Source organism: Flagellimonas oceanensis (genome assembly GCF_003992595.1).
In the GTDB taxonomy this organism is placed as follows: domain Bacteria; phylum Bacteroidota; class Bacteroidia; order Flavobacteriales; family Flavobacteriaceae; genus Flagellimonas; species Flagellimonas oceanensis.
On record NZ_RZNA01000004.1, the window covers coordinates 78,971 to 99,934 of the forward strand.

Consider the following 20,964-nt stretch of genomic DNA (forward strand, 5'->3'; position numbering starts at 1 on the left):
GTTTAGATTCCTATTCCAGTGTCCCTGACCACTTTGATGGCCAGTTTGATGGTCTTTTTTATGATGGTCTGGGTCAAACTTTTTGGGACATTCACTGTCCTCCCCAAAAGCTGCATGCTCTTGTCCTTGGCAATCCGCTGTGCCATGTTCCTTTCAAAGTTCATTTGACGGGCGATCCTGCCCATGGACATGGACCGGTGCACCTCGCTTCCCTTTAGGTTCGTTCCCTTATGCTCAAAACGGAAGCCCTGCAACTGGTTCTGCCTGTTGATGCTCGGGATGACTTTTACATTGTTCTGCTCCATCGATTTGATATACTGGTCAAAATCCCTTGGCCGTTCCTTGGCCATGACCTTTTCATGGATCTTCTGTATTTCCGATCGGACATATTGCATCCGGTACAGTTTTTCCTGCTGAACTTCCCTTACCGTGGTCAGGTCCATTTGTTTGGCCACCCTTTCCGCCACTTGTTGGCTCCGCTTGCCGATGAAGCTGTCGTTATAGGCCTTCCCCTGAAAGTTTATCCGGTTGGCATACAGGTGGACGTGCACGTGCTCTTTGTCCCTATGGACAAAGGCAATGGCCTGGTGCTGCTTGAGGTTCATTTCCTTGAGGAACCGTTCGGTCATTTCCTTGAGTCGTTCGCTTTCCAGTTTCCTGCCGTCCTCGATGGTGGGGCTCAGCACAAAGCTGAGCGTGTTCTTCCGGCAGAGTTCATTCTGTTCTTGGATGACCTTGAACTCCTCGGTGATCTCCCTCGGGGTCTCCCCGGCCAGATATTGGCTGTGGATAATCTCCGATCCCTTCTCCTGGTTCATCCCGTAGCTCATGGAGGCCGATGTGTGCGATATGGATTTGCCCATGCCTATCATTTCTTGAAATTTAAAAAGTGTTGTCGTATCTCTTTGGCCAACTGGGCCGTTTCCTCGGCCAATCTAGGGTTACGCTTGCGGAACATGTTGGTGATCAGCTTGAAGTTCCGTTGGTATTTGACCAATAGCTTATAGGCCTCTATCTGTTCGTCCGTCATCCTTTCAACTATCCTATCATCGAATGCGGCACGGCGGCAGTACTCACTGATGGAAAGACCGCTCTTCCGGGCCTTGATCCTCAGCAGTTTCTTCTCGTAGACCGAGCACCGGAACTGTACGAACTCTTTCTTCATTTTCACATCATCTTTTGCGACCTACGGGAGCAAAAGCAAGATTTGTCATGACAATGACACATCTTGAATTCGTTTCCGAACTTCATCCTTCGCGCTTTTTACCTTCCATTCGTTTATATCTTTAAAACCTTCATAGAGGAAGGATATATCCCTACTGTTCGGGCACTTTTCCAGTAACAGTTCCGTCATCCCCAATCCCGTTTTGTCCTTATCAAGAAACAGTTTTACATTTTCATAATCCTCTATTTCTTTTATCATCCGTTTTACAAAGGCAGTTGTGTTCAATACCAGAAGGTCATGGCTGTTTACGATATCCGCCATCAGCTCAATTAGGGTGAGCATATCGAACATGCCTTCTGTAATCGCCAATTTCTTTGATTTGTTCCCCATCATCGAAACATCCTTTGGCGAGGTGGAGCCTTTCCAATAGCTGTTCCGCAGTTCCCAGCCTCCAGACCTGTTTTGGAGTCCGATGCCAAAGTATGTCCGTCCTCCTATTCGATAATGGATTTCCTTGCAAAGTATTCTTGCGGTTTTGATCGAGATACTTCTGGAGCTTAGATAGTTTTGCAGGGCCCTGTGCTCGATTTCCTTTTCCTCGATGATTTCAATCGGGTTGACTCTATGTTCCGCTTTGGTTGGATTCGGCCGCCGGTGAAAAGAAAAATGGTCCATGTTCCCGGACAATCGTTCCAATGCCTCCTTTACGGAACAGTTCTCCATTTTCATGACCAGGTCTATGGTACTTCCCCCCTCAAAGGTTCCGAAGTCTATCCAATAGTTCTGTTTCAATGATACCTTGAAAGAGGCTTGGGTCTCGATCCGGAACGGGCTGAGGAACCAAGCTTCTTTTTCCGTTTTCCGGACTGGAAAGTGCCCCAACTTGGCCAGCGTGGAAACGATGTCAATGTTGCGGGCTTTTTCGCAGTCCATTCTTTTTTCTTTCATGGTTCTGTTTTTAATCGATTTTTGATGATTTGATGACAAACCTCTGGGAGGCCCTTTAAATACTGGTAGTTTCCCCGTCATCATTTTGTCATCGTTTCATCGTTTTTGTTTTTTTCTTCATAGTACCTGTCATCATTTTTTATTTTGATGACAGAATGATGACAAAGTGATGACAGCCTAAACCCTTATAAATACTGGGCTTATATCAATCTGTCATCAAATCATCAAAATTTTGGACCAAAAAATTCTTTTTTATGGTAAAGTACCTCCCTTTTGCGTCCTCGGTGTTGATCTCACCGTTGTTCCAGATGGTGATCTTTTGGTACTTGTTGGAATTGGGCTGGTTGTCCAGTTTCCAATCATTTTTCAGCAACCGCCTCAATTGGGTCAGGTCGGTCTTGACCCTTGTGCGGTTGAGCATGTGCAGGGCATCGATGGGACAAAGGTCCACGGAGTCCATCTCGAACTTTTCCATGGCACTGAGCAGTAGACTGGCCAGTTCCTTCTCCACCCTGTTCCGGTTATTGTTTACCAGTTTCTTCAGCGCTGGTGTATGCACCTGTTTTGGAGTGAACCACATTCGTGTTCTTTGCTTGGTACTGTATTCCCTTTTTGAAAGGAAATCCAAAAAAGCGGGCACCTCCCGGGCCAGTTGGTCCAAGAAATCGGTGTCCTCCCTTTTAAGGGATGGGATCTTCCTCACCCAGAACCGTGTCTCATGGGCATCGATCTTGATAAAACTGTCCTCGTTGTTGCTGCAGAGAATAAATTTTCCGAAGAATTCCACTTCCCGTTTGTCCTTGCCCTTGGCCTCAAGCTTGTTCCGGTTGGTGGTGCTCAGGTACTTGATTCGCTCGGTGAGTTCCTCCTTGTTGAACAGTACCTCGTCGACGCATATCAGCAACTTGTTGGCCCAGTCCGCATTGAACTGGCTTGCAAAGCTGTCGTTGGTCAGATAGGTCAGGTTGTTGCCAAAGATTTCCTTGAGCCATTTGAGAAAGGTGCTTTTCCCGGTGTTTCTTTCGGTGGATACCAGACAGAGGATGGGGAGCACCTGCACCGGTCTTTGGTACAGGAGTTTCAGATAGTCCAGTCCCAGCTCCAGTTGATTTCCGAAGATATGCTTCAAAAAGCCCCGTGTCCTTATTATACATCCCTCTTTCGGTTCATGCGTCAAAGGGGAATAGGTATTGTAGAAACCATGGTGTTCCTTTTTAAAATTCACATGGCAAGGAATACAGGCGAACCCGTCATATTTGGGCACCTTGCCCAGATAGTCCTTGCCATGGTCCTGCTTGATGATATGCTCGTTCCACGGAACCAGCTGCTCGTTGAAATGTCCCGAAATGGTAGGATACTTTACAATTTTATAGAAAGACGTGCCCACCCTTATATAAGGTACTATTTTCATATTTTGAAATTTTTGAAATCTTAGGGTTTCTATGAAATTATCGTGAGTCCACAAATAATTTAAAGAGGAATTCGACTAGGGAATCGAATCCCCGATCGTTTTGCTTTCCGGTAAAGGCTTCTGTTGGTTCTGCAGCAGCCAACGCACTATCTTTTTCCTTTCGAAGAAAATCAGTTTTCCATTGGGCTTGGAGTGCGGGATATGCCCCGCAGCGGTAAGCTTGTACAGATAGCTTCTTGATATGCCGGTATAGTCACAGGTCTCATCGAAGGTCAGCACTTCTTTATTGGCGATCAATAGCCTTTCCAAACGGTCGAGCCGTTCCAGTATTAAAAAATTGTCCATTTTATTTCTTTTTAAAGATTAGAAATGAACAAAAGCGCTTTTGTTTTCTTTTGAAGAATTCTTTGGATAAAGATAAAAATAAGGAGGAGGGAAAGTAAGATTGACCGATTGATTTTATTCACAAATAATTGATATACAGTTTTTTATGTTAAAATAGTTCAAATATAATGGTATTGATAAACCCTTAGTTTTATTTGGTTTCATTTGATACCAAATGGAACTGTTCTTATTTTGGGCAAATAGGTGGTTTAATGGAAGAAAGCAGAGTTATCAACAATTAAGACTAGGGGAGTTAGAAAATAGGCACTTTAAAAAAGCATGTTTTAATCTTTGGATTGTCTTAATGAAGTCTGATACTTTGATACTACTTTAAGAAAGTCTAGTGCTTTTTTGAAAAATACTGTCTTGAAAATCGTTCCTTTTAAAAAACTACGCTCAAAGCCATTCTTTGCAACCCAATTGCACTATAATTCTTTTACCTTTGCAAGGTGAAATTTTTTGCGATTATATTATCCATCTACTTTCTGGCACTCAATTTCGTGCCTTGTAGCGATGCCAGCAGTGTTGATGAAGGCACACAGGTCGTTTCTGTAATGGATTTCGATGGCGAACACGGACAAGACTGTGAACTGTGTTCCCCATTCTGCCAGTGCCAATGCTGTCATTCACATACCATCGATTTCCGTTTGGCTATTTTTGAACCCATCGAGCCTATCGTTTCGCTAGAAAATTTTATCCACTTCGATAGTTTGGGCAAGGATATTTCACTTTCCCTTTTACAGCCACCTCGGGCATAATCCAGTTTTCATAGGATAGCTATATCCTGTTTTGACGTGTCCATCTATTGGATTCGTCAACATTGTGCATTGCTTTTTATTCAATGTGCTCAACAAGAATTTCAACTGAATTAACATCCTTATCTATGATTAACAAAATCATTGATTTTTCAATCAATAACAAATTTATAATCGGTCTGTTTACATTGACTCTTATAGGTGTCGGTATCTGGTCAATGGCAACGGTAAATCTTGGGTCTGTGCCAGATATTACCAATAATCAAGTGCAAGTCATCACACAATCGCCCAATTTGGGAACGGAAGATATTGAACAGTTCGTAACCTATCCCGTAGAACTATCTATGGGTAATTTACCAGGCGTTACAGAAATAAGATCTATCTCACGCTTTGGCCTTTCCGTAGTTACTATCGTTTTTGAAGACGATATGGGAACCTATCTTCCTCGACAGCTGGTACAGGAAAAACTAAACGAACTGGGCGAATCTATCCCTGAAAAATTTGGAAGTCCATCTATGGGTCCCATCTCTACTGGTTTAGGTCAGATCTATGAATACACTATAAAGCCAGAGGAGGGTTTTGAAAACAAGTATTCGCCTATGGAACTGCGCACCGTGCAAGATTGGGTTATCAAACGACAACTCACATTACTGGAAGGCGTGGTAGAGGTCAACTCTTATGGAGGCAGTATTAAACAGTATGAGGTCGCTGTCAACCCAGATAAGTTGAATAGTTTGGGTATTAGTATTTCACAAGTGTATGAGGCTCTCGCTCGGAACAATGTGAATACAGGCGGTGCTTACATAGAAAAAAATAAAATGTCAAATTTCATAAGAGGTGAAGGTCTTATTCGCTCTTTGGAAGACATTAAAGATATTTCGATTATTAACGAGGGCAACATTCCCGTAACTATTGGAGATGTTGCAACACGCGTCCATTTTGGGAATCAGGTACGTTATGGTGCTTTTACGCAAGACGGTAAGGAAGCCGTGGGAGGAATAATAATGATGCTAAAAGGTTCAAACCCTAATGCGGTTATTCAAAATGTTAAGAATCGTATGGCAGAAATTGAAAAATCCCTGCCAGAAGGTCTCACTATCGCCCCTATCATTGATCGTAGTGAGCTAATTGCCAGAACGACCGATACCGTTAAAACCAATTTACTGGAAGGTGCCCTAATCGTGATATTTGCCCTTGTTTTATTGTTGGGTAGTTTAAGAGGTGGCATCATAACGGCCACGACCATACCGTTGTCCTTGCTTTTTGCCTTTATCTTAATGAAGCAATTTAATGTATGGGCAAACTTAATGAGCTTGGGAGCTATAGACTTTGGGATTATTATAGATGGTGCCGTGATTATTATAGAAGGAACGGTGTATGAGATCCAAAAACGGATTAGGTCTGGAAAGCTAAAATTCAATCAAGGCGTAATGGATAAAGTAGCCTATGATGCCGGAACCACGATGATGGGTTCTGCTTTTTTCGGGCAGATCATTATACTTATAGTTTTTACACCTATACTTTTCCTTACAGGTGTAGAGGGTAAAATGTTCAAACCGATGGCATACACCTTTGGTTTTGCTATGATAGGTGCAATTATTCTGTGTCTTACGTATGTCCCAATGATGTCTGCGCTTTTTATGAAACCAGTTCAAAACACCAAAAGCTGGTTTGGCAAATTTGAGCGTTGGCTTGAAAAGATAAGTGATAAAATTATTGGTGCTATACATAATGCTTATAAGCCATTATTAAAAGGCGCACTACGGCTTAAGCTTATCGTGTTATCATCTGCTGCTGTTCTGCTTATTATTGCTGGATTTATATTTTCTAATATGGGTGGAGAATTTGTGCCGCAGCTCGATGAAGGAGATATAGCAATGCAGGCGTTTATAAGACCAGGAAGCTCGCTCACAGAATCCATTGAAGTTTCAAAGAAAATAGAAACTATCCTATTAGAAAATTTTCCTGAAATTAAAACGGTAACAGCACGTATGGGTGTGGCAGATATACCTACAGATCCTATGCCTATGGATATTGCAGATATGTATATCATCCTTAATAAGGATATGGACGAGTGGACAACTGCTTCTACTAAAGAAGGTTTGATTGAAGCCATAAGGGATAAACTGGATGATGAACTCGTCGGGGTTAATTTATCATTTACCCAACCGGTCGAATTAAGATTTAATGAGCTTTTAGAAGGCGTAAGAGAGGATATTGCAGTAAAGCTATATGGCGAAGATTTAGAGGTGTTATCAGACAAGGTTCAGGAAATGGCAGCTATTATAAAGACCGTTCCTGGCGCGGGCGATGTGAGTGCAGAACGTACAGCTGGACTACCACAAATGACCGTAAAGTTCAGACGAGATAAAATGGCGCAATATGGACTGGATATTCAAAAAGTAAATGATTACATAAGTACTGCTTTTGCAGGTGGTACCGCTGGCGTCATTTTTGAAGGCGAGAAACGATTTGATCTGGTGGTACGATTTGATGAAAGCCATAGAAAAAGTATTGATGACCTGCGCACGATGTACATCGATCTTAAGGATGGAAGCCAGGTACCCATTATTGAAATAGCAGAGATTGAATACGTGCCTGGACCTATGCAAATCTCACGTGACAATACGTATAGAAGAACCTATGTAGGTGTAAATGCACGAGGCAGAGATGTGGAGTCTGTTGTAAAAGATATACAACAAAAGTTAGATGAAGAACTGGACTTGCCATCAGGATATTATATTACCTATGGTGGAGAGTTTGAAAACCTACAAAGCGCTAAGGATCGTTTAACAATTGTTGTGCCCATCGCCCTGTTCTTGATATTTGTACTGTTATACTTTGCCTTAAAATCCTTTTCACAATCGCTAATGATTTACATCGCGATTCCCTTGGCGGCCATTGGTGGTGTGTTTGCTTTATGGCTTCGAGATATGCCATTTAGTATTTCGGCAGGTGTAGGATTTATTGTGCTATTTGGTGTCGCAGTTCTTAACGGGCTGGTACTTATTAACCGATTTAATTCTTTAAAGGAAGAAGGTGTTACAAGCATAAAGGATAGAATATTTCAAGGGACTAAAGAACGTATTCGCCCCATTATGCTCACGGCTACCACAGATATTTTTGGGTTTTTACCTATGGCATTTTCCACATCAGCCGGTGCAGAGGTGCAACAACCGCTCGCTACGGTAGTTATTGGTGGGATGCTTACGGCCACCCTACTCACGTTGATAGTACTTCCTGTACTCTATATCTTTATAGAAAAGCGACGTGAGCGCAAAGACCAGAACAAGATTGGTTCGTTTAATCCGCAAGCATTGACCACGATTTTAATACTTGGTTTTATGTTAGGTGGTACCGCTTTGGCGAAAGCGCAACAAACACAAGCACCTGTGCCAGACCTCATTGTTCAGGATAGCATTACACCCATTACCTTATCTCGGGCTGTAGAAATTGCCAAAGAGAATTATCCAGCACTCAAGACGAGCCAACTCGAAATAGAAAGACAGAGCGCACTCACGGGCAATGCCTATGACTTCGGTAATACTAAAGTATTTACAGGTGGCGAAGAAGTGGCAGATGGTCAGGGCATTTATACCTTGATAGGTATCGGGCAACAAAATATTGATCTATTGGGAATAGGTGCCAAAAAACGCTTGCAACAACAACGCATCCAGTTAGCCGAAACAGCTTTTGACCTATCTGAAATCCAGATAGAACTGGAAGTCAAAAAAGCCTGGTCAGAAGCTTTTCAGGCAAAGAAGAAATTTGTTCTTTATCGAGAACTGGACAGCATTTATGGTCAATTTGCACAATCTGTAGAACTCAATTTTGAAGTCGAAGCCATTTCGAGACTGGAATATGCTGCTGCGCGCAATCAAGCGTTACAGATAACCAACAGGTTTCAGCAGGCAGAAACAGATTATTTAATCGCATTACAAAAACTCAATCTTTGGTTGACACCAGATACGATGTACACCGTAGCTGATGAATTTGAAGCTACCGAAATTTCGGTGTTAGAGACTGATGATACATTGGATGAACATCCCGAGTTATCGCTTTCGCGAAAGCGTATAGACGAAGCACAAGCAAGCTATGATGCAGCAAGGGCAAGCTTACTGCCCCAGTTTAATCTGCAAGGTGGCCTGCAACGTGTAAATGGCGATAGTGGTTTCTACACCTATCAGGCAGGGATTTCCATACCGCTGTTTTCTGGCCCAGACCGCAGCCGCGCAAAAGCTGCTAAACTGGATGCACAGATTGCAGAAACCAATGCCGCATTCAAACAACGCGAGCTGCAATCCCAATATACACAAGCACAGCAAAATTATACACGATGGCGAGATACTTGGTTTTTCTATAAAACCGAAGCTCTGCCACTTGCCATAGACCAGCGCAAAGGCGCATTGCTCGCCTACAAAGAAGGTGCGCTTGATTATGCAGCATTCACGCAAATTATACGTGATGCCATACAGACCGAAATGGATGCGCTGGACGCACTCGATAATTATTTAGAAGCCTTGTTTAAACTACAATATTTCCAAAACTAAAAAAAGATGAAAAAATTAAAATATATACCGATTACCACAATGCTTATGGCATTGACATTATTCAGCTGTGGCGAGTCAAAAACTGAAGATGGCCACGATGAAGCCACCCATTCTGAAACAGAAGAAAATCACTCTGAAGGGGAAGATGAAGAAGATAATATGGAAGGCGAAACTAAGGAAGTAATGCTCACGGCACAGCAGTTTGAAGCCTTACAGATGGAAATTGACACGCTCTCACAACGTTATATGAGCGGTTATGTAGAAGCAAATGGCACGCTGGAAGTACCACCCCAAAACGAAGCATCCATTACCGCCATAACAGGAGCAAATGTGGCATCCATAGAAGTAATAGAAGGTGATGAAGTGAAAAAAAATCAAGCGGTTGCCTATCTCTCACATCCCAGCATCATACAGATACAGAGCGATTACTTAAATGCACACAGCAACAGTCGGTTTTTAAAACAAGAATACGAACGTCAAAAAAGGCTTTATGAAGCTGGTGTGGCATCTGGTATGAATTTCCAAAAGGCAACGGCAGACTATCAGTCATCTACCGCAATGGTAAACGGGCTGGAAGCACAATTGCGACAGTACAACATCAATGTGAATGGCGTGCGCAATGGCACTATCTACCAGCGTGTTGCATTGCGCAGTCCCATTGCAGGGGTTGTAGAAAAAGTTTTTATAAAAACTGGACAATATGTGGAGCCACAGACCAACCTAATGGAAATAGTAGATACAGACCACGTACACGCAGATTTAATGGTTTTCGAAAAAGATGTTGATAGGGTAAAGAAAGGTCAACAAGTACGATTTAGCGTTCAATCAAGACCAGGAACGGAACTCGTTGCCGAAATTTATTCAGTAGGAAAAACCTTCGAGCAAGATCCTAAAGCGGTGCACGTACACGCAGAAATTGAGAACAAAGGTGGTGGTCTTATCTCAGGAATGTACATTAAAGGTAGGATTGAAGTTGATAACGATGAAACCGCTGAAACCGCATTACCAGAAAGTGCCATTATTACAGAAGGTGGTAGGGATTATGTGTTTAAAGCGCAAAGGGAAGGCAACACTTGGAGTTTTATACCAGTAGAAGTCACTACGGGCGAGAAGGATGGTGACTGGATAGCCATACGTTTTTTTGAAACCCCAGACCCAAATACTCATTTTGCCTTTAATAATGCCTATTACCTTATGGGAGAGATGAAAAAAGGGGAACTTGGTGACGATGATTAAAATGGAATGAAAGAAAAAAGAAAGAAAAACTTAAAAGTAGCAAGAACCTTACAGATTTGGAACGTCATCTACGATGTTATTGAAGTTGCGGTCTCGCTTATTGCTGGATTTACAGCAAATAGTTCGGCTCTGATAGGTTGGGGATTGGACAGCACGATTGAAGTGGTTAGTGCGGGAACATTAGGCTGGCGACTACACGGCGAGATTAAAGGTATCGATGAAGAAAAAGTAAAACGAAGACAAAAAATCACGTTAAACGTAATTGCAGTTTCCTTTACGCTCATCTGTATTTTCATTTCCTACGATTCCATTACAAAGCTTATAAATAAAGAAACCGCAAACTGGAGCACGATGGGACTGATTATATTATTGGTTTCCCTGGTTGTAAATCCTATCCTGATCTATTTCAAAAGAAAGTATGGAAAGAAATTAGACAGTCCAGCCTTGCTGGCTGATGCTAAAGACACCTTTATTTGCTTATACCAAACCGTGGTCGTACTTATAGGATTGCTATTGGTCAACTGGTTAGGCTGGTGGTGGGCAGATCCTGTGGCGGCATTACTTATCGTTCCGTACGCTGCAAAAGAAGGCTATGAAGCCTACAATAAAGCTAAAAATATCAATTATAACACCGCACAAAATGACTGAAATTGAAAAAACATTAAATGACCATAACGTGCGTCCCACCGCAATGCGCATCTTGATTTATAAGTATATGGCCGATAGGGATGCCGCCATCGCCCTGACTGATATTGAGAATGCTTTCGCAAAAGCGGATAGAACCACATTGTACCGAACCCTAAAAACGTTTGAAGAAAAAAACGTGGTGCATCACATAGATGACGGAACTGGAATCTCTAAATACGCACTTTGTGAAGAAGGCTGTAATTGTGAAATAGAACAGGATTTGCATTTACATTTTCATTGCACTAACTGTGACGAAACAGTTTGTTTAACGGAACTAAAAATCCCGCATATCAATTTGCCAGATGGATATTTGGCAGAGGATGTTAATCTCGTGGTTACGGGAATATGCGAAAAATGCAGCAGTAATTTACTTTAATAAACAAACGAACAAATTAGATTGATTTTGAAAAAAAGCACTTTTATAATAACTAAAATGGACTGCCCTTCAGAAGAGCAGATGATTCGGATGAAGTTAGAGTCTTATGCTCAAGTAAAACACTTGGATTTTGATATTCCAAACAGAAAATTGGAAGTATATCACGTGGACGACGTCAAGGCGATAAAAACGTCTATAGCCAGCTTAAAACTTGGGGATTCCTTAGAAGGAACCACAGAAGCCGAACCACCCGTAATGGAAGACCAATCCAAACAAAAAAGAATCCTATGGTGGGTCTTGGGCATCAACTTTGGCTTTTTCGTTATCGAAATGACCACCGGTTGGATTTCTTCTTCGATGGGTCTTGTGGCAGACTCATTAGATATGCTGGCAGATTCCATCGTATATGCATTAAGCCTATTTGCGGTAGGCGGTGCCATTTCAAGAAAAAAGAAGGTTGCGAAATACAGCGGATACTTTCAGATGGCATTGGCAACACTTGGGTTTGCAGAGGTCTTGAGAAGGTTTTTTAGCAATACCGAAACACCCTTGTTTCAATGGATGATTATCGTTTCAATTTTCGCATTGGCAGGTAATTTGATATCGCTCTGGCTCATCAACAAGGCAAAGAGTCAAGAGGCTCATATGCAGGCAAGTGCCATTTTTACATCCAATGATATTATTGTTAATGGTGGTGTTATAGTAGCTGGGGTGCTGGTTTATTTTCTGAATAGTAAATGGCCCGATTTAGTGATTGGCGGCATCGTTTTCACTTTTGTAATGCGCGGTGCATTGAGAATATTGAAATTATCGAAGTAGTTTTTAAAATGATATCAAACTTGATTAGAACATATGAAAAAGAAAAAAATAAACTTACGTGACTTAGAACCAAAAAAACAACAAGGCGAGCACAGTCACGACGATGGCCATAACCATAGCAGCCCTGAAGAAATTTCAAATTTCAGAACCTATCTACCGGCTATTTTCAGCTTCGTAATGTTGATAGCCGGAATTGCTATTGATTACTTTGATGCGTTTCCTTTCTTCAAAGGATGGATTCGCGTAGTATGGTACACGGTAGCCTATATCCCTGTGGGATTCCCTGTAATAAAGGAAGGCTGGGAAAGTATTAAAAAGGGGGATTTCTTTACTGAATTCTTCTTAATGTCCATTGCAACCCTCGGTGCTTTTGCCATAGGCGAATACCCTGAAGGTGTAGCCGTTATGCTATTTTATGCCGTGGGCGAACTCTTCCAAAATGCGGCCGTTAACCGTGCTAAGGGAAATATAAAAGCCTTACTCGATGTAAGACCCAATGAGGCTTTGGTTTATCGTGATGATGATTTTGTTTCAGTAAATCCCGAGACTGTTGAGATTGGCGAAAAGATACAGGTGCGTGTAGGCGAAAAAGTTCCGCTTGATGGCATTCTGCTTTCTGAAAAGGGTTCTTTTAATACTGCTGCCTTGACAGGCGAAAGCAAACCTGATACTATTGCTAAAGGTGATACTGTTTTTGCAGGAAGCATAAATCTTGATGGCGTAATCGAGATTGAAACCACAAAAGAATTTAAAGACAGTTCCATTGCACGAATTTTGGATATGGTGCAGAATGCAACCGCCAGAAAATCAAAGACCGAATTGTTCATTAGAAAATTTGCACGGATTTATACACCAATCGTGGTATTCCTCGCTATCGGACTTACTTTTCTGCCTTACTTTTTTATAGATGATTATGTATTTAGGGATTGGCTCTATCGAGCATTGATATTCCTCGTAATTTCCTGCCCTTGTGCGCTGGTCATTTCCATTCCTCTGGGCTATTTTGGCGGATTGGGTGCGGCATCGCGAAACGGTATTCTATTCAAGGGTGCATCCTTTTTGGATGCAATGACCCAAGTAAACACGGTCGTAATGGACAAAACAGGAACCGTTACCAAAGGCGTTTTTAAAATCAAGGAAATCAATTCCATCACATTTGAGGAAGCCGAATTTATGAAATACCTGATGGCGATGGAAGAACAATCTACTCATCCCATCGCAAAAGCAATTCTCGAATACAAAGCGGACGGGTCAGATTATGAAGCGACAGATGTATCGGAAGTTGCCGGAAAGGGATTGAAAGGAAAGGTCAACGGGAAAACGGTATTGGTAGGTAACAAAGCCTTGATGACCTCAAACAGCATAGAAGTCCCTTCGGAAACAGATGGTATTGTAGAATCAATCGTTATGGTGTCCATAGATGGAACATTTGCAGGTTATGTTACCATTGCAGATGAATTAAAGGATGATGCGCACCAAGCCATTAAACAAATTAGGGATGCAGGAATTTCCAAAATTATAATGCTATCGGGTGACAAAGACTCAATTACACAACAGGTTGCAAAAGAGTTGAAAATCGATTGGGCAAAAGGCGGACTGTTGCCTGAAGATAAACTCAATGAGGTTGAAGAGCTCAAAAAGCAACCCGAAACCAAAGTAGCATTTATTGGCGATGGTATTAACGATGCACCCGTTTTGGCAGCAAGTGGTGTAGGTATTGCAATGGGTGGTTTGGGTAGCGACGTTGCTATAGAAACAGCCGATGTTATCATACAGACCGACCAACCCAGTAAGATTGCAAGAGCGATTAAAATTGGTCGTTCAACGCGACGAATTGTCTGGCAAAATATTGCGCTTGCATTTGGTGTCAAGGTCATAGTCCTCATTCTCGGTGCAGGTGGATTAGCGACAATGTGGGAAGCTGTTTTTGCTGATGTGGGTGTGGCGTTTTTGGCTATATTGAATGCGATACGATTGCAGAAGATGGAATGGAATTAGTACATTCATGAAAATTCATTATTTCATGTATGGCTAAAAACGAACCCATCAAGCAACAATACATACCACGGTCTTACCTGAAAAATTTTGGTGTTGAAGGTAATAACGGCAACTATTTTGTTGATGCTTACAGATTGGAAGATGATTTGCTTCTTGAACAGATTAGTACAAAAAGTATTTGCTTTCAGAAAAATCTTTATACGATTCCGAATGCCGAGATTGATAGGAAATACGATTTGGAATATCATTATGCCGAACACGTCGATTCTGAATTCCCTAAGATTTATAAACTACTTGTCGATGAAAATGTGAAGATATTGACCTCTGAGCAAAAAAGGCAAGTACTATACGTCTGCCTATCCCTTTATTTTAGAACCCCGAGGTTTCTTAATCATCAGAACGCATTTACCGACCAAATTTTAGATAGAATGTTATTGTACGCCGACGAAAACGGCGATGTGAAATTTACATTTGAAGAAGAAAAGCACGAATTCAATATTAAGGATATTGGTAAAGTTAGACACGAATTTAAAGAGCGTAACAGGATTAAATTCTTGGTTCAACATTTGGAAAAATGGAAAGAATTTGTGGATTTCAAATATGATTGTACTATAAATGTCCACCGAATCAATGATGAGGATGCACCATTAATTACTTGCGATAATCCGGTATCAATACGCGGCGTAAAATCAACTCGATTTGAAGGCCTTTTTAATCCTGACTCAGTAATAACTTTGCCTTTAGATACCAAATACTACTTAGAAATCTTTCCAAACAGTATTGCTGATGGTCAAACCAGAATTAATAGGATGGTTCACGATAGGGACTATGTTTTTACTACAAATGGAATCGTTCAGATTAATGCTGAGAAATTGATAATTGGAAAACCGGGTACGATAGAACGACATTTTGAAATTCAATCGAGTTACGAGGATTCTGAAAATGGGGAACAATTTGTTGAAAAGGCAAAGTACAAGTTAGAGCAACTTCAGAAATTTACCGAACTTTTTGAAAAAAAGGGATTAACTTCAAAAGAAACCGTTGGTCAACTGAGAAAAATGCTAAGTCATGAATATTTCAAAGATGAAGACCAACTTATTCAAATGAAAAGGCTACTTATTGCTGCCGGACATTGGAATCAGAATCCGAAATAGAAATATCATAGTCCCCTATTTTTTTCACTGGTGCTACAAAAACTCGGTAGGCATTCGTCTATAAAAACTAAAACAAAGAACCAATCCAACTTCCTAAATAATATGTCTACAGTTTTAGTATATAAGTATTTGCTTAAATAATGATATATTTGTAGACGCGTTAAGTTAAAATTGATGAGCTTGGAAATAACCTGTACCCGGAATGAAGCCGACCATAAACAAATATCACGGTGCAAGAGGACAATAGAAAATTCTTCCGATAGTTTTAAGGCCATGAGCAAAATTTTGGCCCTTGCCGGAAGTGAGGTACGACTGAAAATCCTATTTCTTTTGAACATAGAAAATGAATTGTGTCCTTGCGATATTGCTGACATTCTTGAAATGAGTGTCCCCGCGGTATCCCAACATATCCGTAAAATGAAGGATGCAGGAATTATCACATCGAGACGTGAAGGTCAAACATTATATTATTCGTTGGTAAAGAGTGAGGATAATGTTTTAAATGGAATTTTCAGTTCAATTTCGATAAGAAAGAAAACAGCTTAGAAAGTTTAAATTATGGCATCGAATAATACTTCAAACACCGCGGCCTATACCAGTATTTTTACCGCAGTTGCAGCATCAATATGCTGTATTACCCCTGTCTTGGCACTGATTGCTGGAACAAGCGGCATTGCATCTACCTTTTCCTGGGTCGAGCCGTTTAGACCCTATTTTATCGGCTTGACCATTATTGTTTTGGTATTTGCATGGTATCAGAAATTACGGCCAAAAACAAAGGAAGAAATAGATTGTGCCTGTGACGATGATGCGAAACCTACATTTTGGCAATCCAAACAATTTTTGTTCATCGTAACCGTATTTTCGGGATTGATGCTGGCCTTCCCGTACTATTCCAACTTATTTTATGCACAGCCCACAAAGGACATCGTCTATGTCTCTCAATCCAATATCGAAAAGCACACGTTTTATGTTGAGGGAATGACTTGTGTGGGTTGTGAGGCACACGTAGAAAGTGAAGTCAATAAGTTGGATGGAATTATTTCGGTAAAAACCAGCTACGAAAATGCCAACACCATAGTGGAATTTGACAAGACCAAAACCGATTTGCCCGCAATCAAAAAAGCCATAAACAGTACAGCTTATAAAGTAGTCAAATAATGAGACCTCAGTTAATATCAACAATTACTTGCCCAAATTGCGGGCTTGAAAAAGAAGAGGAAATGCCAACAACGGCCTGTCAATTCTTTTATGAATGTGACAATTGCAAAAAAGTCCTTAAGCCAAAAGAAGGGGATTGTTGTGTCTTTTGTTCCTACGGTACTGTCGCTTGTCCACCTATTCAGAATAACGAAGATTGTTGCTGATTGATTGCCTACACAGTTCTCTAGTAAAAGAAAACTTTTTCGGTGCATTTAAAAACAGTTCATTTTAACGGCCCTTTTTTTGAACTTCTTTTCTATTTCAAAAATTCTGTTGTCATTCGGTCACATTTGTGGTCTCTTTTATTTGTTTCGTTAATTGACCTTTTATGGGACTTAGATTCATAAATCTAATACTGAAGCTAACGCATGTAATAAATGTGATACTTTTTCAAAAAATTATGCTATAAAGGATTAAAAAGCATAGAAATAGCCCAATTTGAATCAAATAATACCGAGCTTAATTTAAAACCAGTTTTGCGTGCAAATTGCGTGCAAATGAAAAAAGCTCCAAAAGTTAAAAACTCTTGAAGCCTTACTGTTACTGTGGAGAATACCGGATTCGAACCGGTGACCTCTTGCCTGCCAGGCAAGCGCTCTAGCCAACTGAGCTAATCCCCCAAAGAGAGCGCAAAGGAAATACTTTTTTCTGAAAGTATCAAAAATTGCGCTGCTTCCTTAATCTTTTTTAACGCTCAATACCAATACCGGTATCTTAACGAAGAACTCCGATTTCTGAATGGTGTTCTTTTCCCATAGCTTTTTAAAGAACCCTCGCTTTCTTCGGAATACGCACAACATATCCGGATGCTCTTTTTGGAAATACTCCGTTACCCCCAAATAGGTAGTTCCGTTCTCTGTAATGGTCAATTGTGAGCTTAAATCCATCAAAGCGGTGTTCACTTTAAGATCGTCCTCTGTATATCCTGGCCTTTTTACCAATAATAGGCTCACTTCTGACCTAAACTTGTTTTTGATGATGATCAAAGGGTTCAAAATACTGCTACGCTTCAAAATACCCGAGCCAAAAGCGGTCAATATTTTTTTTGCAGGCTTAAACGTTGTTCCCTTTGGAACAATCAAAGTAGGAATTTCGGTCTGTTTGATGATTCTTCCCGAAGTGTTCCCCAAATAAAGCTCTTCCTGAATATCATTACTTCTGGGCGCAATAATGATCAAGTCTATGCCAAGTTCTTTGTTAATGCTTTTTAATCCATCGATAATATCGCCATTGTAGGTGGCCATTTTTATCTCAACACCTTTGGTGTCCACTTGGTTGATCACTTCTTTTAAATGTTCCTTGCTGCTCTTGGCAACCTTCTCTTCCACATTGGCCAAGCTTCCTACCGCCGTGGTCACTGCGAACACATCCATAACGTAGATCATGGCCCCGAATTCCGAGGCAAAGTCAACCGCGTATTGCAATGTCTGCGCAGCATTAGGAGAAGTTCCAATGGGTACAAGTATGTTGTTCATGGTTTGGTGATTACGATTAAACCTTAAATTTACAATTAAATTGAAACGAATCAATGATAAGACGCGCAAAGATATCTGAAATCCCCGATATCTTGACCATAACCAAAGCCTGTGCTATAAAAATGAAGGAGAACGGCATTTTTCAATGGAATGAGCACTACCCTACCAAAGAGGCATTCATCCAAGACATTGAGCGTGATGAGCTTTTTGTGATCGAGGAAAACAATACCATCCAAGGCACCATTGTCATATCCACATTGATGGACGAAGAATACAAGCCCATCCAATGGCTTACCCCTAATGGTAACAGCACATATATCCATCGCCTATCTGTTGACCCCGAACTTCAAGGCAAGGGACTGGCCCAACAAATGATGGATTTTGCGGAAAACTACACAAGAGATAACAACTTTATCTCGGTACGGCTCGATACCTTTTCGCAGAACAAAAGAAACCAGCGCTTTTACGAACAAAGAGGGTATCAAAAATTGGACGATATCTACTTTCCCAAACAAAGCGGGCATCCTTTTCATTGTTATGAATTAGTGCTGTAACTTGCGCCCGATTTGAGCACACAGGTAAATTTTAAGAGTATCAACCAACTGGCGATTCCCGCGACCATTTCGGGCATTGCCGAACCCATCCTCTCCATTACGGACACGGCCATTGTGGGCAATATTCCCGTGGATGGACTGGAGTCTTTGGCAGCGGCAGGTATTGTCGGTTCCTTTTTGTCCATGCTCATTTGGGTGCTCGGTCAGACCCGTAGCTCCATTTCCGCCATAATATCACAATATTTGGGTGCTGAAAGATTGGACGAGGTTAAAAATATGCCCGCACAGGCCATTTTCCTGAACATTGTTTTGAGTCTCGTAGTACTGCTTACCACCATTTTTGTGATTGAAGAGATTTTTGCGCTTTTCAACGCGTCGGGAAAAATCTTGGAATATTGCGTTTCCTATTACTCCATTCGGGTTTGGGGATTCCCGCTAACCCTGTTCACCTTTGCTGTGTTTGGCATCTTCCGTGGACTGCAGAACACCTTTTATCCAATGGTCATTGCCATGCTGGGGGCAGGTCTCAATATCCTGTTGGACTTTGTTTTGGTGTATGGCATCGACGGACTTATTCCCGCATTGTATTTAGAAGGAGCCGCTTGGGCCAGTTTAATTGCCCAGGCCATTATGGCCATCATGGCCTTCATCTTGCTGTTGAAAAAAACAGAAATCAGCATGAAGCTGACCTTTCCGTTGAACAAAGAGATCAAGCGACTCATTTTTATGAGCCTCAACCTTTTTGTAAGGACCTTGGCCCTGAATGCCGCTTTAATGCTGGCCGTTCGCGAAGCCACCACACTGGGCGACCGTTTTATAGGTGCGCACACCATCGCTGTCAACCTTTGGTTGTTCGCCGCATTCTTTATTGATGGCTATGCAGCAGCGGGCAACAGTATGGGCGGAAAACTATTGGGAGCCGCCGATTATGATGGTTTATGGAAATTGGCCAAGACGATATTCAAATACGGTATGATCGTAAGTCTCGCACTCATGTGCTTCGGGTTTATTTTTTATCGACCCATCGGTCATCTTTTTTCCAATGAAGAAATAGTGCTCAACACTTTTTACAGCATTTTTTATATTGTGATTCTGGGACTGCCCATGAATACCCTGGCCTTTATTTTTGATGGTATTTTCAAAGGCATGGGCGAAATGAAATACCTTCGAAACGTACTTTTGGCCGCCACTTTTTTAGGGTTCATTCCCTGTCTTTATTTGGGCATGTATTTAGGGCTCGGTTTTTACGCTATTTGGATTGCCTTTGTGGTCTGGATGATGATTCGCGGATTCTCCCTGGTCTGGAAATTTAGACGAAAGTTCAGACCCTTGGTGCAAAACCCTTAATTTAGTGCTCAAAGACATCTGATAATCAATTTGAATGACAACAGACAGAACCAACGGAAGTTTATACACACACATAGAAAACAGGATTGCCACGGTAGAATTTGGCCATCCGGCAAGCAACTCCTTTGTGTCCGAACTTTTGGCCCGACTCGCCAAGGAATTTGACCAACTTGGTACAAACGATGAGGTTTCGGTAATTGTTTTAAAGTCCGAAGGGGAAAGAGCCTTTTGTGCAGGAGCTTCTTTTGATGAACTGGTGGCCGTTTCCAATTTGGAAGAAGGCAAACAGTTTTTCAGCGGCTTCGCCAATGTCATCAATGCCATGCGCAAATGTCCCAAACCGATTATTGGTCGAGTGCAAGGAAAAACCGTTGGTGGTGGGGTCGGATTGGCCTCAGCTTGTGATTATGTTCATGCCACCGAACAGGCAGCCATCAAACTATCCGAGATTTCCATAGGAATAGGTCCGTTCGTCATTGCTCCCGCTGTGGAACGCAAAATGGGAAAAGCCGCACTCGCCGAGCTTACCTTGTATCCCACGGAGTGGAAAAACGCGTATTGGGCCAAAGAACAAGGTCTTTATGCCAAGGTATACGATTCCATTTCCGAAATGGACAAGGAACTGGACATTCACCTCCAGAAACTGGCGACTTATAATCCCGAAGCCTTAGCCGAAATGAAGAACGTATTGTGGGAAGGAACAGAGCATTGGGACAACCTACTGTTGGAACGTGCCGAAGCATCCGGGAGATTGGCCCTCTCTCCAAATACTAAAAAAGCATTGGAAAAGTTTAAAAAGTAGCGGAATGTCATCTAATTATAAAAATACACGTTACCCTGAACTGGTTTCAGGGTAACATCAAAAAAAAATGGTTGTGAGATGCTGAATCAAGTTCAACATG

General features: G+C 41.6%; 20 protein-coding genes and 1 tRNA gene. 14 read left to right on the top strand and 7 right to left on the bottom strand.

Annotated elements, in window-relative coordinates; all coding sequences use genetic code 11:
• Positions 1–2 precede the first annotated feature (2 nt).
• The 5 genes from EO132_RS02000 to EO132_RS02020 form a co-directional block, all read right to left on the bottom strand.
• Positions 3–863: a relaxase/mobilization nuclease domain-containing protein gene (locus EO132_RS02000; RefSeq protein ID WP_235856357.1), complete on the bottom strand. Its 861-nt coding sequence runs from the start codon at positions 861–863 to the stop codon at positions 3–5.
• 5 nt (positions 864–868) lie between these two features.
• On the bottom strand, positions 869–1,165 hold the full coding sequence (gene mbpA / locus EO132_RS02005; protein ID WP_116216544.1) for a mobilization protein MbpA: 297 nt from the start codon (positions 1,163–1,165) through the stop codon (positions 869–871).
• A 45-nt stretch (positions 1,166–1,210) separates the two neighbouring features.
• Positions 1,211–2,113: a toprim domain-containing protein gene (locus EO132_RS02010; RefSeq protein WP_127136376.1), complete on the bottom strand. Its 903-nt coding sequence runs from the start codon at positions 2,111–2,113 to the stop codon at positions 1,211–1,213.
• 205 nt (positions 2,114–2,318) lie between these two features.
• Positions 2,319–3,524: a primase-helicase family protein gene (locus tag EO132_RS02015; RefSeq protein WP_116216546.1), complete on the bottom strand. Its 1,206-nt coding sequence runs from the start codon at positions 3,522–3,524 to the stop codon at positions 2,319–2,321.
• Between the two features lie 75 nt (positions 3,525–3,599).
• Entirely contained in the window at positions 3,600–3,869 is a 270-nt protein-coding gene (locus EO132_RS02020) for a helix-turn-helix domain-containing protein (RefSeq protein ID WP_090292211.1), read from the bottom strand.
• A gap of 539 nt (positions 3,870–4,408) precedes the next feature.
• Between EO132_RS02020 and EO132_RS19695 the strand changes: the two genes are divergently transcribed.
• From EO132_RS19695 to EO132_RS19515, 11 genes are all read left to right on the top strand, one after another.
• Complete coding sequence (locus tag EO132_RS19695) at positions 4,409–4,666, top strand: DUF6660 family protein (protein ID WP_313777864.1); 258 nt, start codon at positions 4,409–4,411, stop codon at positions 4,664–4,666.
• A 125-nt stretch (positions 4,667–4,791) separates the two neighbouring features.
• Positions 4,792–9,213 carry a CusA/CzcA family heavy metal efflux RND transporter gene (locus EO132_RS02030; protein ID WP_116216547.1) on the top strand — a complete coding sequence of 1,474 codons (4,422 nt, stop codon included), beginning with the start codon at positions 4,792–4,794 and terminating at the stop codon, positions 9,211–9,213.
• 6 nt (positions 9,214–9,219) lie between these two features.
• Positions 9,220–10,449, top strand: coding sequence for an efflux RND transporter periplasmic adaptor subunit (locus EO132_RS02035; protein WP_116216548.1), 1,230 nt, complete (start codon positions 9,220–9,222; stop codon positions 10,447–10,449).
• 6 nt (positions 10,450–10,455) lie between these two features.
• On the top strand, positions 10,456–11,097 hold the full coding sequence (locus EO132_RS02040; RefSeq protein WP_116216549.1) for a cation diffusion facilitator family transporter: 642 nt from the start codon (positions 10,456–10,458) through the stop codon (positions 11,095–11,097).
• Positions 11,090–11,512, top strand: a complete 423-nt coding sequence (locus tag EO132_RS02045; RefSeq protein WP_116216550.1) for a Fur family transcriptional regulator — start codon at positions 11,090–11,092, stop codon at positions 11,510–11,512. The genes EO132_RS02040 and EO132_RS02045 overlap by 8 nt, the downstream gene beginning before the upstream one ends.
• 27 nt (positions 11,513–11,539) lie before the next feature.
• A complete protein-coding gene (locus EO132_RS02050) occupies positions 11,540–12,331 on the top strand; it encodes a cation efflux transmembrane domain-containing protein (RefSeq protein WP_181898143.1) in 792 nt (263 codons plus the stop codon).
• Between the two features lie 33 nt (positions 12,332–12,364).
• Positions 12,365–14,329 carry a heavy metal translocating P-type ATPase gene (locus EO132_RS02055; RefSeq protein WP_116216551.1) on the top strand — a complete coding sequence of 655 codons (1,965 nt, stop codon included), beginning with the start codon at positions 12,365–12,367 and terminating at the stop codon, positions 14,327–14,329.
• Positions 14,330–14,358: 29 nt separating this feature from the next.
• Positions 14,359–15,483 (top strand): DUF4238 domain-containing protein, encoded by a 1,125-nt coding sequence (locus tag EO132_RS02060; RefSeq protein ID WP_116216552.1) that lies wholly within the window; start codon positions 14,359–14,361, stop codon positions 15,481–15,483.
• Positions 15,484–15,657: 174 nt separating this feature from the next.
• Positions 15,658–16,029, top strand: coding sequence for an ArsR/SmtB family transcription factor (locus EO132_RS02065; protein WP_116216553.1), 372 nt, complete (start codon positions 15,658–15,660; stop codon positions 16,027–16,029).
• Positions 16,030–16,041: 12 nt separating this feature from the next.
• The gene (gene merTP, locus EO132_RS02070) at positions 16,042–16,644 is read left to right on the top strand and encodes a mercuric transport protein MerTP (RefSeq protein ID WP_099546398.1); all 603 of its coding nucleotides are present in this window, start codon (positions 16,042–16,044) and stop codon (positions 16,642–16,644) included.
• Positions 16,644–16,850 (top strand): GDCCVxC domain-containing (seleno)protein, encoded by a 207-nt coding sequence (locus EO132_RS19515; RefSeq protein WP_099546397.1) that lies wholly within the window; start codon positions 16,644–16,646, stop codon positions 16,848–16,850. The genes merTP and EO132_RS19515 overlap by 1 nt, the downstream gene beginning before the upstream one ends.
• Positions 16,851–17,232: 382 nt before the next feature.
• Here EO132_RS19515 and EO132_RS02080 read toward each other — a convergent pair.
• Both EO132_RS02080 and EO132_RS02085 read right to left on the bottom strand, forming a co-directional pair.
• Positions 17,233–17,306 (bottom strand) — tRNA-Ala (locus tag EO132_RS02080).
• Positions 17,307–17,363: 57 nt separating this feature from the next.
• Positions 17,364–18,161: a universal stress protein gene (locus EO132_RS02085; RefSeq protein ID WP_127136377.1), complete on the bottom strand. Its 798-nt coding sequence runs from the start codon at positions 18,159–18,161 to the stop codon at positions 17,364–17,366.
• Positions 18,162–18,214: 53 nt separating this feature from the next.
• Between EO132_RS02085 and EO132_RS02090 the strand changes: the two genes are divergently transcribed.
• Genes EO132_RS02090 through EO132_RS02100 form a run of 3 tightly spaced genes read left to right on the top strand, consistent with a single transcriptional unit; the run spans position 18,215 to position 20,864 of the window.
• Positions 18,215–18,715: a GNAT family N-acetyltransferase gene (locus EO132_RS02090; RefSeq protein ID WP_127136378.1), complete on the top strand. Its 501-nt coding sequence runs from the start codon at positions 18,215–18,217 to the stop codon at positions 18,713–18,715.
• A 12-nt stretch (positions 18,716–18,727) separates the two neighbouring features.
• Positions 18,728–20,062 (top strand): MATE family efflux transporter, encoded by a 1,335-nt coding sequence (locus tag EO132_RS02095; RefSeq protein WP_127136379.1) that lies wholly within the window; start codon positions 18,728–18,730, stop codon positions 20,060–20,062.
• 34 nt (positions 20,063–20,096) lie between these two features.
• Positions 20,097–20,864 carry an enoyl-CoA hydratase/isomerase family protein gene (locus EO132_RS02100; RefSeq protein ID WP_127136380.1) on the top strand — a complete coding sequence of 256 codons (768 nt, stop codon included), beginning with the start codon at positions 20,097–20,099 and terminating at the stop codon, positions 20,862–20,864.
• The last annotated feature ends 100 nt before the right edge of the window (positions 20,865–20,964 follow it).